The 15,130-nt window shown below is 32.8% G+C and carries 17 protein-coding genes, 1 pseudogene and 1 riboswitch; of the genes and pseudogenes, 15 read left to right on the forward strand and 3 right to left on the reverse strand.

Annotated elements, in window-relative coordinates; translation table 11 throughout:
- Nucleotides 1-30 precede the first annotated feature (30 nt).
- Together CKL_RS03760 and CKL_RS03765 are read left to right on the forward strand one after the other, a co-directional pair.
- Complete coding sequence (locus CKL_RS03760) at nucleotides 31-846, forward strand: alpha/beta fold hydrolase (RefSeq protein WP_011989332.1); 816 nt, start codon at nucleotides 31-33, stop codon at nucleotides 844-846.
- 417 nt (nucleotides 847-1,263) lie between these two features.
- Nucleotides 1,264-2,907, forward strand: a complete 1,644-nt coding sequence (locus tag CKL_RS03765; RefSeq protein WP_011989333.1) for a glutamate synthase-related protein — start codon at nucleotides 1,264-1,266, stop codon at nucleotides 2,905-2,907.
- Between the two features lie 87 nt (nucleotides 2,908-2,994).
- On the opposite strand, the gene CKL_RS03770 is transcribed toward CKL_RS03765, so the two are convergent.
- Entirely contained in the window at nucleotides 2,995-3,888 is an 894-nt protein-coding gene (locus tag CKL_RS03770; RefSeq protein WP_011989334.1) for a DMT family transporter, read from the reverse strand.
- Nucleotides 3,889-4,158: 270 nt separating this feature from the next.
- Between CKL_RS03770 and CKL_RS03775 the strand changes: the two genes are divergently transcribed.
- The 8 genes and pseudogenes from CKL_RS03775 to CKL_RS03800 all read left to right on the forward strand — a co-directional run bounded on the left by CKL_RS03775 (nucleotide 4,159) and on the right by CKL_RS03800 (nucleotide 7,951).
- A complete protein-coding gene (locus CKL_RS03775; RefSeq protein WP_011989335.1) occupies nucleotides 4,159-5,010 on the forward strand; it encodes a dimethylarginine dimethylaminohydrolase family protein in 852 nt (283 codons plus the stop codon).
- 143 nt (nucleotides 5,011-5,153) lie between these two features.
- Complete coding sequence (locus CKL_RS03780) at nucleotides 5,154-5,600, forward strand: pilus assembly protein PilX (RefSeq protein WP_242652525.1); 447 nt, start codon at nucleotides 5,154-5,156, stop codon at nucleotides 5,598-5,600.
- Nucleotides 5,597-5,845, forward strand: coding sequence for an FAD-binding protein (locus tag CKL_RS21690; RefSeq protein ID WP_011989337.1), 249 nt, complete (start codon nucleotides 5,597-5,599; stop codon nucleotides 5,843-5,845). Before CKL_RS03780 ends, CKL_RS21690 begins: the two co-directional genes overlap by 4 nt.
- Complete coding sequence (locus tag CKL_RS21695; RefSeq protein WP_011989338.1) at nucleotides 5,832-5,990, forward strand: FAD-binding protein; 159 nt, start codon at nucleotides 5,832-5,834, stop codon at nucleotides 5,988-5,990. The genes CKL_RS21690 and CKL_RS21695 overlap by 14 nt, the downstream gene beginning before the upstream one ends.
- Nucleotides 5,990-6,133, forward strand: coding sequence for a hypothetical protein (locus CKL_RS21700; protein WP_011989339.1), 144 nt, complete (start codon nucleotides 5,990-5,992; stop codon nucleotides 6,131-6,133). The genes CKL_RS21695 and CKL_RS21700 overlap by 1 nt, the downstream gene beginning before the upstream one ends.
- 25 nt (nucleotides 6,134-6,158) lie before the next feature.
- A pseudogene (locus CKL_RS21705) lies at nucleotides 6,159-6,668 on the forward strand (FAD-binding protein); the annotation flags it as partial.
- Nucleotides 6,669-6,908: 240 nt separating this feature from the next.
- Nucleotides 6,909-7,250: a hypothetical protein gene (locus CKL_RS21710; protein WP_341271433.1), complete on the forward strand. Its 342-nt coding sequence runs from the start codon at nucleotides 6,909-6,911 to the stop codon at nucleotides 7,248-7,250.
- On the forward strand, nucleotides 7,247-7,951 hold the full coding sequence (locus tag CKL_RS03800; protein ID WP_012620228.1) for a 2Fe-2S iron-sulfur cluster-binding protein: 705 nt from the start codon (nucleotides 7,247-7,249) through the stop codon (nucleotides 7,949-7,951). Before CKL_RS21710 ends, CKL_RS03800 begins: the two co-directional genes overlap by 4 nt.
- Nucleotides 7,952-8,032: 81 nt before the next feature.
- Here CKL_RS03800 and CKL_RS03805 read toward each other — a convergent pair whose 3' ends face one another.
- Together CKL_RS03805 and CKL_RS03810 are read right to left on the reverse strand one after the other, a co-directional pair.
- On the reverse strand, nucleotides 8,033-9,391 hold the full coding sequence (locus CKL_RS03805; RefSeq protein ID WP_011989343.1) for a PFL family protein: 1,359 nt from the start codon (nucleotides 9,389-9,391) through the stop codon (nucleotides 8,033-8,035).
- Nucleotides 9,392-9,409: 18 nt separating this feature from the next.
- Nucleotides 9,410-9,679, reverse strand: coding sequence for an ACT domain-containing protein (locus CKL_RS03810; protein WP_011989344.1), 270 nt, complete (start codon nucleotides 9,677-9,679; stop codon nucleotides 9,410-9,412).
- Between the two features lie 136 nt (nucleotides 9,680-9,815).
- A riboswitch (glycine riboswitch) is annotated at nucleotides 9,816-9,907 on the reverse strand.
- Nucleotides 9,908-10,141: 234 nt separating this feature from the next.
- Between CKL_RS03810 and CKL_RS03815 the strand changes: the two genes are divergently transcribed.
- From CKL_RS03815 to CKL_RS03835, 5 genes are all read left to right on the forward strand, one after another.
- On the forward strand, nucleotides 10,142-11,326 hold the full coding sequence (locus CKL_RS03815) for a quaternary amine ABC transporter ATP-binding protein (protein ID WP_011989345.1): 1,185 nt from the start codon (nucleotides 10,142-10,144) through the stop codon (nucleotides 11,324-11,326).
- A 1-nt stretch (nucleotide 11,327) separates the two neighbouring features.
- Nucleotides 11,328-12,152, forward strand: coding sequence for an ABC transporter permease (locus tag CKL_RS03820; RefSeq protein WP_011989346.1), 825 nt, complete (start codon nucleotides 11,328-11,330; stop codon nucleotides 12,150-12,152).
- 23 nt (nucleotides 12,153-12,175) lie between these two features.
- Nucleotides 12,176-13,072, forward strand: a complete 897-nt coding sequence (locus CKL_RS03825) for a glycine betaine ABC transporter substrate-binding protein (RefSeq protein WP_172634789.1) — start codon at nucleotides 12,176-12,178, stop codon at nucleotides 13,070-13,072.
- Between the two features lie 328 nt (nucleotides 13,073-13,400).
- Complete coding sequence (gene ymfI, locus CKL_RS03830) at nucleotides 13,401-14,144, forward strand: elongation factor P 5-aminopentanone reductase (protein WP_011989348.1); 744 nt, start codon at nucleotides 13,401-13,403, stop codon at nucleotides 14,142-14,144.
- A 127-nt stretch (nucleotides 14,145-14,271) separates the two neighbouring features.
- Complete coding sequence (locus CKL_RS03835) at nucleotides 14,272-15,108, forward strand: response regulator (protein WP_011989349.1); 837 nt, start codon at nucleotides 14,272-14,274, stop codon at nucleotides 15,106-15,108.
- Nucleotides 15,109-15,130 lie beyond the last annotated feature (22 nt).

The raw sequence follows: 15,130 nt of genomic DNA on the forward strand, positions 1-15,130 counted from the left end.
GAAAATAGTTTATTTATAGAAAGGTATCTTATGGGATATTATATTAAAGTAGAACCAAATGTAAAAGTTTATGTAGAAGATCTTAATCCTAAAGGAAAGCATACTATTTTATTTCTTCATGGATGGCCTGGAAGTCATGACCTATTTGAATATCAGTTTGATGAACTTCCCAAAAGGGGATATAGGTGTATCGGTGTGGATCAAAGAGGCTTTGGACAATCGGATAGGCCCTTTACAGGGTATGATTATGATAGATTATCAGATGATGTGCGAAATGTAGTGGAAGCACTCAAATTAAAAGATTTTACCCTAGGAGGTCATTCTACAGGAGGGGCAATAGCCGTTAGGTATATGGCAAGACATAAGGAATATGGAGTGGCAAGGCTTGCTCTCTTTGCAGCTGCTGTGCCCAGTCTCATCAGGCGGTCATATTTTCCCTATGGTTTAACAAAACAAGCTGTAGAGGAAATAATTAAAGAAACATATAATGATCGTCCTAAAATGCTGAGGGGATTTGGAGATATGTTTTTTTTCGAGTATATTACGGGACCCTTTTCAGATTGGTTTTTTCAGCTGGGACTTCAGGCGGCGGGCTGGGCTACTGCGGCTGTAGCAAGGACATGGCTGGGTGAAGAGGAGTTGTTTTCCGATATGAAAAAAATAACGGTTCCTACATTGATTCTTCATGGTATTCACGATAAGGTTTGTTTATTTCCTCTGGCAGAAGCACAACAAAAGGGTATTAAAAATTCCATACTTGTACCTTTTGCATACAGTGGACATGGACTATTTTATGATCAGCGTGATAAATTCAATAAGAAATTGATGGAGTTTATTAAAAGTTGAACTGTTAAAAATAAATAATATTATTGAATACCATCCAGCTATCTGTAAATTTAAAAATCTGCACTACTTTATGTGCAGATTTTTAAATTACAAATTTTTACACAAATAATGCAGCATAATAAAAATTTTGTTAAAAATACTTTTATAACTTATATTTTAATGTTATACTAACATTTGTATTAAAAAATATAGCATAAGATATATATAATAGCTATTATTTAAAGAAATGGCATATTTAAGATATATAGTGTAATGAAAAAGGGAAGGGGTATAACTTTCTAATCTAAACTTGCACTATGTCATCAAGTCATCTATGTCACTTCATCAATTTATCGTAAAACAGTCATATAACTGTTTTATATATTTATATTTAATTATTCGAGATATATTAAAATTATTTAAGTAGGAGGTATAAAAATGTCTCAATATCTAAAAAACAATGATGTTTTAAGTACTACAAATAGGGGGAATCCTGCAGAGTCAGGCCTTTGTACCTTATGTAGAGCGGACTGCCAGGGAAAATGTGAAACATGGATGTCAAGTATGAAAGGGAGAAAATTACTCTATCCAAGAGATTTTGGTACAGTTACCGCTGGAAGTTCAAACATAAACCATGTTGGGGTATGCTATAATAATCTAAGAGTTCAAGGGTATAATTATGGTGCAAATGGTATGCCATCCAATTTAACATGTGATGCTGACGACTGTATTTTCCCAAATGTAAACGTTGAATCGAAGTTTGGGAAAGCTGTTAAAACAAAATCCAGGCTGCCAATAATGACAGGAGCTTTAGGATCAACATTTATTGCACAAAAATATTGGGAGTCTTTTGCAATAGGTGCTGCCTTAGTCGGGCTGCCTATAGTTGTTGGTGAAAATGTTGTTGGTGTTGACAAAGATGCTGTTATCGAAAAGGGTAAAATCATAAAGGCACCTGAATTGGATAGAAGAATAAAGCAATATTTAAGTCATTACGATGGATATGGCGCTATAATTATCCAGATGAATGTGGAAGATACAAGAAATGGTGTAGCGGAATATGTAATTAATAAATATGGCAATGATGTAATTATAGAATTAAAATGGGGACAAGGCGCTAAAAATATAGGTGGAGAAATACAGGTTGATTCATTAGATTATGCTGTTTTCTTAAAAAATAGAGGTTACATTGTAGATCCGGATCCAACAGAGCCAGGAGTGCAGGAAGCTTACAAAGCTGGTGCAATTAAGGCTTTCGCAAGACATAGTAGATTAGGATATACAAACTTAAATTCTGCTTCAGATGTAAAAGAAGATTTCATGAAATCTATCGAATATTTAAGAAGTTTAGGATATAAGAGAATTACTTTAAAGACAGGTTCTTATGGAATGGAAGCATTAGCTATGGCTATTAAATATGCTACTGAAGCTAAGCTTGACTTATTAACTATTGATGGTTCTGGCGGTGGAACAGGTATGAGTCCCTGGAATATGATGGAATCTTGGGGGATACCTTCAATATTCCTACACTCTAAAGCCTATGAATACGCAAAAATATTAAAGGATAAAGGATATGATGTTGTGGATATAGCATTTGCCGGTGGCCTTGCAAGAGAAGATCATATATTTAAGGCATTGGCACTAGGTGCACCATTCACAAAACTCGTTTGTATGGGGAGGGCATTAATGATTCCTGCATTCTTAGGGGCTAATATTGAAGGTGTATTATATCCTGACAGAAAAGAATTAAGGAATGGAAACTGGAATGCACTTCCAAAGCATATTGTTAATGAATTTGGTTCTTCACCAGAAGAAATATTTGCTGGATATTTTGATGTAAAAGAAAAGGTTGGAGCAGATTATATGAAGAATATCCCATTAGGTGCAATAGCATTTTGGACTCTCGCAGATAAGCTAAAAGCAGGACTTCAGCAGTTAATGGCAGGAGCTAGAAAATTTAATATTTCTGAAATATCAAGAAATGACATATTCGCTGCAAATAGAGAAACAGAATTAGAAACAGGAATCAAGTTTATGACTGATGTTGACGATGATGCAGCAAAGAAAATATTAAGGGAATAATTACTGTTCAAATTAAAACAAATACCGTGCTAAAAAGAAGAAATATCTTGAAGCACGGTCATATTTGCTATTTTCATTTTACTTATTTTAGTTTTTACAAGAGATTTTCATTTTTTTAAGAAAAGCCAATCTAGTAGTTTGTATTATGATTCCTGTAAAAATAAGAACACATCCTATTAACATCTGAAAACTTAAAATTTCATTTAAAAGAATTACTGCAAATATTCCTCCAAAGGCTGATTCTAAAGTTAATATAAGAGCGGTACTTGTGGAGGATATATATTTTTGGGCAATATTTTGCACTACAAAAGGTATCACTGTTGTAAAGATTGTTAAGTAGGCTATTGATTTTAATACCTTTGAACTTAAATATATGGTAAAAGATTCAAAAATTCCTGTAAGTATAATAAATAAAATTGAGGTAACTAAAAACTGTATTATAGTTGATACAATTGGATCTGAATCCTTGTTGAAGTATTCAATGGCAATCATGTGACAGGCGAAGGACAGTGAACACAATATGGAAATCGAGTCCCCTTTATTAATATAAAAAGAGCCGTTTAATGTAAGTAGTCCTATGCCAAATACTGCAAGTACTGCACCAAAAACTGAGTATATGTTTGGGGGCTTTTTATATATTATCCATCCTAAAAAAGGAACTATAAGTACATAGGATCCTACCAAAAAAGATTGTTTTGATGCAGTGGTGTAAAATATGCCTGTAACTAAATTTAAAAATGCCAAAAAAAGAAATATGCCAATTATACTCCCATGTAATATGTCTTTTTTTCTTATGTTTCTTAGTTTCTTTGGAAATATGACACATAAAAAAATTGTAGAAATACCAAATCTCAAACTCATTAATGTAAATGGTCTTATATCACTTAGTATATCCTTTATAATTGCATAGCTTGTTCCCCAAAGCAAGGCGATTAGTCCTAAAGCTATTGAAGACATGATAGATTTCCTTTTATAATCCATGAAGTTGTTCACCTCTTCTTTCTTCAAACTGTCTTTTAATCACTTTATATAATGATAATAATCCATACGTTAAAGTATATATGTTTTATTTATAATTGTTAAGGAGTAAAATTAAATGAACTTTTTAGTTGTTTAAGATTCAATCTTTAGTGTTTAGGTTTCATCGTTTGAAAAAGTAAAGAATATTAAAAATAACAGCATTAGGATAAAAAACATATTAAAAGTACATATTAATAAAATGGATATTATTATGTTGAAAGGAGTATTTATATGGGTGATTGTTTTGTGAAAAATTCGACGGGTGTTTTAAAGAAAGTGTTGCTTTGTCCGCCTGATCATATAAAGCTTTATTCTATTAATGTTATATCTGAAGAATGGATTAAAAGGGGTATTAAACTAAATATAGAGCGTTGTATTAAGGAACATGAGGAATTAATACAGGCATATAAAGAAAATGGTGTAGAAGTAGTTTTAATGGAACCGGACGTAAAACTAACTAATGAAGTGTTTGCAAGAGATTTTGGTGCGTGTATAAGAGAGGGATATATTTTAGGGAATTTTAAGGAAAAAATTAGAACAGGAGAAACAGCAGCTTACAGAAATAAGATGAAAGAGCTGGGAATACCCTGTGTGGCAGAAGTTTCAAAGGGTTTTTTTGAAGGTGGAGATTTTTGGTTTTTGGATTATGATACATTAGCTATAGGGGTTATTGACAGAACTAATGAAACAGCTATAGGGGAGATCAAAGAGCAGCTTAATAAATTTGAATATAATATAATTCCTGTAAAGTGTGAAGAGGATAATTTACATTTAGATATGTGCTTTAATATTGTAGAAGAAAAAGTTGCAGTGGTGTGCAGAGAAGCTCTACCTAACAGTTTTATTAAAACTTTAGAAGGAAAAGGAGTTTACTTAATTGATATTTCTCAGGAAGATGTTTTTAAACACTATGGCAATCTTCAATCTTTAGGTAATGGAAGAGTAATATCACTTAAATCAAATAAAAAGGTGAATGAACAATTAAAATCATATGGAATTAGTGTAATAGATTTGGATATAAGCGAGATACTTAAAAGTGGAGGAGGGCCACATTGTATGACATTTCCCTTGGTTAGAATATGATTGATAATTTATAGACGAGAGAATATAATGACACATGAACATATATTTATATGTTCATGTGAAAATATTATAGTTCTTACAATATATAGTAAAACAATTGGACAACAGTTGTTGAAAAGGATGTATTAGGCAGTTTTATGCTTATGGACATCAGTACCAGTGGTGGAAAATTACTTGCATGGATAGGTCTTGCCTTATTAATTGTACATGCAGTATTTGGAGCAGTCTTTACTATTCAAGCTGTACAAAGTGGAAAAAAATCTGAAAAGTGGTATTTAAAACAAAATAGTAGATTTTGGACAAGACGTTTTAGTGGTATTGCTATTTTAATTTTGGTATTTTTTCATTTTGGAGTATATGGTGAAACAGTTAATGGTACATATGAACTTAAGGAGTTTACAACCTTTAAATTTGTTACACAGATTTTGCTCATTTTTGCACTTTTTGTAAATATACGTCCTCTTCTTATATCTTTGGGTTTGCTTCAGTATAAAGAACGCAAAGAAGATATATTTGTAGTTATTTCTGTTCTTCTATTGTTTTTTACTGGTGCAGTTTTATTTTATTATATAAGGTGGCAGTTTTTATGAATCATGTAATTATTGTTGTTGGTGCAGGACTTAGTGCTGCTGTTGTGGCAGCGAAGAATAATTATAAAGTTATTTTAGTTTCTCCCATGCCTTCGGAACGGGCTCAATCTGTTATGGCGGAGGGTGGAATTAATGGGGCTCTTGATACTAAAGGTGAAAATGACAGCATATATGATCATTATAATGATACTATGAAGGCGGGGAGTCTATCTTGCAAATCCCAATGCGGTGATGGCACTTGTTAAAGCGGCTCCCAATATTGTGAAAAGTCTTGCAGAATTAGGGGTAGTATTTAATTTAGATAAAAACAACTGTATTGATTTACGCAATTTTGGTGGACAAAAGAAAAAGCGTACCGCTTTTGCTATGGGTATACGGGAAAACAGATAATGACTGCTGTTATACAAGAAACCCGTAAATATGAAGCAGAGGGACTTATTATAAGATATTTAGAGCATTCTTTTGTAAGTATCATAAAAAATATAGAAGGCCATTGTAAAGGATGCATTGTTATAAACAACCGTACAGAGTGACTCTGTAGTTATTGCTGCAGGAGGTATGAATGGATTATTTGGTAAAACTACAGGTTCTATACAAAATAGTGGAGTTGTAACAGCTGAACTTTTCCGCCAGGGTGTTTCTATAGCCAATGGTGAATTTATTCAATACCATCCCATTACTGTAGAATGTTCGGAGAAGCGTATGTTAATAAGTGAAGCTGCACGTGGAGAAGGCGGTCGAATTTTTGTTTACCGTAATGGGAAGCCATGGTATTTTTTAGAAGAACGGTATCCTGAGATGGGTAATCTTATGCCTCGTGATGTAGTGTATGGGTAAATATGGAATTTGTGTAATGGACAAGAAGGCATAAACAAGGTTTTTCTTGATATGACCCATATTCCAGAAGAAGTTATGGAAAGCAAACTGTTGGATTTTGCAGAAAATTGTATAACCTACCTTCATCTAGATCCTAGAAAAGAATTTATTCCTGTGTATCCTGGTATTCACTATTTTATGGGAGGAATATATGTGGATGAACAACATAGGACATCTGTAAAAAATTTTTATGCTGCAGGGGAATGTTGTTGTCAATACCATGGAGCCAACCGGCTTGGCGGCAAATCACTGCTTGGAGCCATATATGGAGGCATAGTTGCAGCTGAATCCTGTATAAAATATATGGAGAATAGTTCTAGCAGCAGTGAATTTACAGAGTGTAGTATGTTAGCAATGAAGAATGTACATGAGAGAATTGTAAATTTAAAAGGGAGTTCAAAACATTTTTCTATTCCTAACATCAAGAAAGAAATGAACAATATTTTAAATATCAGCCTGGGTATTGTAAGAAATGCCAGCCAAATAGAAATAGCTCTTGATAATTTGAATAAGCTAGAAATAAATAAGGTTATGGGAAATTATGATTGTACTTGTGGATTATATGAAAATATTACTTTGGAGAGTCTTATTATCCTTGGAAAAGGAATTTTAATGGGCGCCTATAACCGCAAGGAAAGTAGAGGAGCACATAACCGAAGTGACTATCCACTTCAAAATGATAAAATATATGGGAAAAATACTGTTGTTAGGTATTTTGATAAATACATATCAGTTTCTATGGAGGATATTCCTAAAAAGAGGTCAGATGTATGATGTATATAAAAATTAAAAGAAAGAAAGACAAATATGATACTTCATTTTTTCAAACTTTCCTTTACCAAGGGGATTTGAAAGTTTCAGTGGCATATGTGTTAAGAGAACTGAATTCCAGGGCAACGCTTTTAGATAAAGATGGAAACAATGCTAGGCGGATTATTTGGGAGTGTAGTTGTCTCGAAAAAAAGTGTGGAGCTTGTGCCATGCTAATCAATGGTGTTCCTAGACTTGCCTGTGCTGTTTTTCTAAAGGAACTTAAATGCAAAAAGAACACCATTGTTCTGGAACCACTAAGCAAATTTCCTGTTATTTCAGATTTAAAAGTAGATAGAAACATTTTATTTGAGAATATGAAACGTATGAGATTATGGCTTGAAGATAATGTATCTATAAATTTTAGTGATAGAGAATATCAATATCAATCATCCAGATGTGTAATGTGTGGATGTTGTCTGGAAGTATGTCCAAGTTTTAGTGTTAAAGGTAATTTTGGTGGAGCTGTTTCTATGTCTGCCGCTTTTAAGTTAATAGATCAAAGTGCATATGGAAAACAAAGAGATGAACTTATGAAGAAATATCGAAAAAACTTCTTTGAAGGATGTGGTAAATCTTTATCCTGTGATAAAATATGTCCTATTGGGTTACCGCTTCAGGAGCTGCTTGTGAAATCAAACTCTGCTGCAATTTGGCATAAATAATTGAAATATAGTAAAAATATATATTGCATTTTCACTATATTTCAGCAATCTTAGTTGATAATTATTTTTAGATATTTTAAACTAATTTTTAAAGCTGTGAACAGGAGCTGGAATTTTTCCTCCTCTTGCTATAAAGGCTTCACTGGAAAATTTGCTTACAGACATTATAGGGGCTTTGCCTAGAAGTCCACCGAAATTAGCTTCTTCCCCGATTTTTTTGCCGTATACTGGAATTATTCTTACTGCAGTAGTTTTATTGTTTATCATTCCAATAGCAGCTTCATCTGCAATTATGGCAGATAGGGTGGATTCGGGAGTATCACCCGGTATTCCTATCATATCTAGTCCTACAGAACATACGCAGGTCATGGCTTCTAGTTTTTCAAGGTTTAAAGAACCTGTATTTACTGCGTTTATCATTCCTTCATCTTCGCTTACAGGTATAAAGGCACCACTTAGTCCTCCTACTTGAGAAGCGGCCATTATACCTCCTTTTTTTACTGCATCATTTAAGAGTGCCAGGGCGGCGGTAGTTCCCGGACAACCACAGCTTTCAAGTCCCATTTCCTCCAGTACTCTAGCTACACTGTCTCCTACGGCAGGAGTAGGTGCTAGGGATAAGTCTACTATGCCAAAGGGAACATTCAGTCTCCTTGAAGCTTCTGCAGCAACTAACTGTCCCATTCTTGTTATTTTAAAAGCAGTCTTTTTTATTGTCTCTGCTACCACATTGAAATTTTCTCCTTTTATTTCTTCAAGGGCACATTTTACAACACCGGGACCACTTACTCCTACGTTTATTATGCAGTCAGCTTCTCCTACTCCATGAAATGCTCCTGCCATGAAAGGATTATCTTCAACGGCATTTGAAAATACTACAAGTTTAGCACATCCTATGCTTTCCTTTTCTCGTGTAAGATAGGCAGTTTGTTTTATTATACGTCCCATATCCCTTACAGCATCCATATTTATTCCTGCTTTTGTAGTAGCTACATTTACAGAAGAACATACTTTTTCAGTAACAGATAGTGCTTCTGGAAGGGATTTAATTAATATCTTGTCGCCTTTAGAATAGCCTTTATGTACAAGACATGAAAAGCCTCCAATGAAATCAATACCCAGTGTTTGGGTTGCCTTATCTAAAATTTTTGCATATTCTATATAATCTGTATCGGAACTTGCCTGTGCAATAAGGGAAATAGGAGTTACAGATATTCTTTTATTTATTATTGGAATACCGTATTCCACTTCGATTTCCTGGGCAGTTTTAACTAGATTTTCAGCGCAGGTAGTTATTTTATCATATATTTTTGTACGTGCTTTTTTACCATCGCTATCTATACAATCTAAAAGGGATATTCCCATGGTTATAGTTCTTATATCTAAATTTTCTCTATGGATCATATTAATTGTTTCTAATATATTTTTAGTATTGATCATTTTATCCAACTCCTCAGTTTAAATTTCATGCATAGAAGTAAATATATCTTCTCGTTGAATTTTGATAACCACATCAATTTTTTTTGCCTTATCTTCAAGAGCAGTTTTTAAATTACTAAAAGTTATGTTCATTTGGGATAGGTCTACAAGCATTACCATGGTAAAGTAATCTTTTATGAGAGTTTGGTTTATGTCTAAGATATTTATATTATTTTCATATAAAACAGAAGTTACATTATAGATAATACCTGTTTTATCCTCGCCAATTACAGTTATGAATGCTTTCATTATTTACATCTCCTTAATAGTTATTGTATTGTTAATAATTTACCCAGAAAAAATAAAATGAGACTAAAAATAAAATTAGTCTCTGGAAAACAGATTTTAAGTGTATGTCTATAAAAGACAGACAGAAACTTAAAACATGAAATCCCCTGTCCTTTTTACCTGAGAGTTTCACCAAAATTTTGGCTTTCCCCTTCGGTGCTCTTAAAGAGTCTCTCCAGAGGTTCGTCCAATAACGGTTTACAAATTACTCCCATTATCTTCATCCGTTCTTATTAAATTGATAAAATGATTATAACACGTTTAAACAGTCAATTCAAATCAATTGTAAATTGACAGAATGTTGACAAAAAGACAAGGTATATGTTAGAATAAAGCGATCTTTAGTTACAACTTTTAAATATATTTAAAGTTGTTAGTTTAGAAGATTTTGATTATCATTCTAAATTGGATAGGGAGAATATTATGTCACAAATAGAAGTAAAAAATGTATATAAGATTTTCGGGAAAAATCCTAAGAGGGTAATTTCACTTTTAGAAAAAGGAATGACAAAAAATGAAATACATAATAAGACAGGAAATTCTGTAGGAGTAAATAATGCTAGTTTTCAAGTAAACGAAGGTGAATTTTTTGTAATTATGGGTCTATCAGGAAGTGGTAAGTCTACTTTAATAAGATGCCTGAATAGATTAATAGATGCGACAAGTGGCATGGTATTAATTGATGGAGAAGACATATTAAAATGCAGTGAAGATAAGCTTCGTGAAATCAGGCGAAAAAAAATAGCCATGGTATTTCAAAATTTCGCTCTTTTTCCCCATAGAACCATATGCAGTAATGTAGAATATGGATTGGAAATACAGGGAATTGACTTAAAAGTGAGGAAAGAGAAGGCATATAAGGCTTTAGAATTGGTGGGATTAAAAGGATATGAGGAAAGTATGCCTGATGAATTGAGCGGAGGTATGAAACAGAGAGTTGGACTTGCTAGAGCTTTAGCAACAGATGCAGGTATACTGTTAATGGATGAAGCATTTAGTGCGTTAGATCCGTTGATACGCAAAGAGATGCAAGAAGAGATGCTGCAGTTGCAATCAAGAATGCATAAAACTGTGATATTTATAACTCATGATTTGGACGAGGCACTGAGATTAGGTGATAGAATTGCCATAATGAAGGACGGAAGTATAGAGCAAATTGGTACATCAGAAAATATATTGACCCATCCTGCTAACAAGTATGTGAAGAGGTTTGTACAGGATGTGGATAGAACCAAAATAATCACTGCATCGGCTATAATGGAAAAATCCAAGGCAATAATTCTTTCTAAAGATGGCCCTAAATCAGCAGCAAGACTTATGAAAGATGAAGGCATATCCAGTATTTATGTAACAGATAAGTATAGAAAATTAAAGGGAATAGTAAGGATAGACGATACCATAGAACTGGTAGAGCAGAGAGTTTCTAATATAGAAAGTATACTTATAACTGAAGTTCCTACAACATCACCAGATACGTCCATATCGGATCTATTGTCTGTTGCAAAAGATGCAATATATCCAATAGCAGTGGTAGACGAAGACTACATCATGTTGGGAATTATAAAAAGGTCTACTATTATAGCGGGAATAGCAAGAGAGGAGGACTGATTTGTTTACATTTCACGTAGGACCATTTTTTGAATTTATCGTTAATTGGCTGACAGATAATATGGAACCGTTTTTTCACTTAATAACGTTAATTAACAGTACACTTATAGAAGGATTGGAAACTGTACTTTTATCTGTTCCAAGTATAATTGTTATAATAGTGTTTTCTTTATTGGCTTTAAAATTATCGGGTAAAAAAGTAGCTGTATTTACTGCCATTGGGTTATTATTTATAGATTGTATAGAATTATGGCCTCAGACAATGGAAACACTTGCATTGGTTATTGTTTCAACGTTAATATCTCTAATAATTGGCATACCTCTTGGAATACTGGCATCAAGGAGTGAAGGTTTTAATAGAGTGATACGACCAATATTAGATTTCATGCAGACAATGCCGGCTTTTGTATATTTGATACCGGCAGTTTTATTCTTTGGAATGGGAAAAGTGCCAGGAGCAATTTCAACTGTAATATTTTCCATGCCACCTGCAGTAAGGCTTACCAATTTAGGAATTAGACAAGTACCTGAGGATGTTATAGAAGCAGCTAGGTCTTTTGGCTCCACTAAGAGTCAGATGCTTTACAAAGTACAAATTCCCATAGCGTTACCTACAATATTGGCGGGAGTAAATCAAACAATAATGCTTTCTCTTTCAATGGTTGTTATTTCAGCTATGATAGGGGCAGGGGGACTTGGAAGGGAAGTTTATAATGGTATAACTCAGATGGAAATAGGCAGTGGCTTTGAAAGTGGTATTGCTGTTGTAATTCTGGCAATGGTATTAGATAGAATAACTCAATCATTAGGCCATAAAAAGAAATAAATTCTTAGGGGGTATAATAAATGATGAACAAAAAATTAAAAAAAATTGTTGTATTAGCCTTTTCAATTATATTAATCATAGGCGCATTATCTGGCTGTGGTAATACTATAGGTGATACCAATGATAAGGAATCAAAAAGAACAGTTAAATTAGTATATGTGAACTGGGCGGAAGGAATTGCCATGACAAATCTGGTAAGTGCCATATTACAGGATAAAATGGGATATAAAGTTGACATGAAACAAGGGGATGTTGGAATGGTATTTACTTCTCTGTCTAGTGGTGACATGGATGTATTTTTAGATGGATGGCTTCCGCTTACCCACAAGGATTATATGGACAAGTATAAAGGAAAATTGGATAATTTAGGTGTTAATTTTGAAAACGCAAAAATCGGATTGGTTGTTCCAAGCTATATGAACATAAATAGTATTGAAGAATTAAATGGCATTAAAGACGAATTAGGTGGCAAAATAGTGGGAATAGATGCAGGTGCAGGTATAATGAAAGTCACTAATAAAGCCATAAAAGAATATAACTTAAACTATGAACTTCTTGAAGGCAGTGGAGCCACCATGACTGCTATGCTGAAGAAGGCAGAAGACAAAAAAGAACCTATTGTGGTTACAGGATGGAAGCCTCACTGGAAATTTGCCACTTGGGATCTTAAATTTCTTGATGATCCTAAAGGAGTGTTTGGTGAAACAGAAAATATTTATACTATAACCAGAACTGGATTTGAAAAAGATATGCCAGAAGTTGCACAATTTCTAAAGAACTTCAAAATGAATGATCAGCAGCTAGGAAGTTTAATGGGAGATATCAAAGACAATGATAGTAAAAAACCTATAGATGTTGCAAGAGAATGGATGAAAAATAATGAAGAACTGGTTAATAGCTGGGTGCCAAAAAGTGAATAGAAAGATATAATTTTGGTTTATCTCCAACTGTATTTTATTGAACACTGGAATATACGGATGTAGATTAAAAAGGGGTTTACGGAATGTTTATGTAAACTCCTTTTTGATCTATCTAAGCCATCAACATTACATTTTAGGCTGTGGCTTCAGAGCCAACTTTAAGTCTCAAGCTTTTTAGCGCATCTATTGTTATAATGGAATATATTTTATTTTCATTTTTATTATCTCAAATAACCTATAGTAATTTTACACTAACAGTCTGTACAAATTGTAAATTTACTTAAGATTTATGGTGTATACTAGATATTGATAGGGAGTGAATTTACATATGGAAAATTTATCAGGAAAAGTAGCAGTGGTTACTGGAGCATCAAGAGGTATAGGCAGAAGTATTGCAGTAAATTTAGCTAGATGTGGTGCTTTAGTGGTAATAAATTATATTAAAAATGAAAAAGAGGCTTGCAAGACTTTGGATATGGTAAAACAGGAGGGAGCTAATGGAATAATAGTACAGGGAGATGTGAGCTTATATAATAGTGCTGAAAAAATAATGAAAAACACTTTGAGCAATATGGGCAAGATAGATATATTGGTAAATAATGCAGGTATATCTAAAGTAGGCCTTTTTATAGATATGAGAGAAAATGAATGGCAGCAGATAATAGACATTAACTTTAAAGGAGTGCTTAATTGTACCCATTGTGTATTAGAACATATGATCTCAAGAAAATCAGGTTCCATAGTAAACATATCTTCTATGTGGGGAAAAGTAGGGGCATCTTGTGAGTCTATCTATTCTGCATCTAAGGGGGCCGTAAATCTTTTTACAAAGTCTATAGCCAAGGAAATGGGGCCTTCTAATATAAGAATAAATGCTGTGGCACCTGGTGTTATCGATACAGAGATGAATTCATGGCTTCAAGAAGAAGAAAGAAAAAATCTGATAGAGGAGATACCTATAGGCAGATTTGGAAAAAGTGATGATATAGGAAAAATTGTATGTTTTTTAGCAGGAGAATCGTCTCAGTATATAACAGGACAGATAATAACTGTAGATGGGGGAATGATTTAACTAAAAAGGAAATTTATCCATTTCTATAGTTAGTAGTTTACTAAAGTAATATTTATATTAAACGATAAATAAAATAAGTTATAGGTATTTAGTTTAAAAATTTAAATATTATAGGATGAAAAAAATTATGTATAAGATTATAATGCTGGATGATACGGCTTATGTTAGATATAGAGTAAAGGATATTTTGGAAGATATAGGTATGGAATTATGTGAATCAGGAACTTCTTTTGATTTTTTTAATAAATTGTATGATAATAAAAAAGAATTAAATTTAATAATATTGGAAGTAGGACTCAGTAGTGAAGATGGTTTTAGTGTGCTTAGAAAAATAAAAGGTAGGGGTTTAAACATACCTGTAATGATACTTACTAAATTAAATGACAGAAGTTCTTTTATAAAATGCATAAAAGAAGGTACTTCGGATTATATATTAAAACCTTTTAATAATAAATTGTTAATTGACAGAATATCTAAGCTTGTAGTCTGTCATGAAAATTCAAATAAACCAGAGGAAATAATACATTTAAACTTCCAACAGTATATTGTTAGACAAGTTATTAAATGTAAAGCGGAAAGTAAGAAATTTTCAGTTATTATGGTAAGTCTAATAAAAGAACATTTTACAGAATTGGATGAAAAGATAGAGGTAAGAGATAGTTATCTTATTTTAATAGATTTTCTTTATAATCAACTAAAAGTTATTTTTAAAATATCGGATTTATTTGAAAAATACGGATTGTCAACTTTTGTAGGGGTACTTCCTGATTGCGATGAGGAAAAAGTTATTTCAATTATAAATAATATGAAATTGATTTATACTAAATTAAAAGCAATAGATAAAAGATATAGTGAATATGCTCTTCAATGCAGTTTTGTGGTATTCCCAGAAGATGGTGAGGATAAACAACAATTGCTAGATAAACTGACTGTTAAAATGAAGTTAGAAATGATTAGAAGTTGAATTAAAAAAGAATCCCTGTTTT

The sequence above is a fragment of the Clostridium kluyveri DSM 555 genome, assembly GCF_000016505.1.
In the GTDB taxonomy this organism is placed as follows: domain Bacteria; phylum Bacillota; class Clostridia; order Clostridiales; family Clostridiaceae; genus Clostridium_B; species Clostridium_B kluyveri.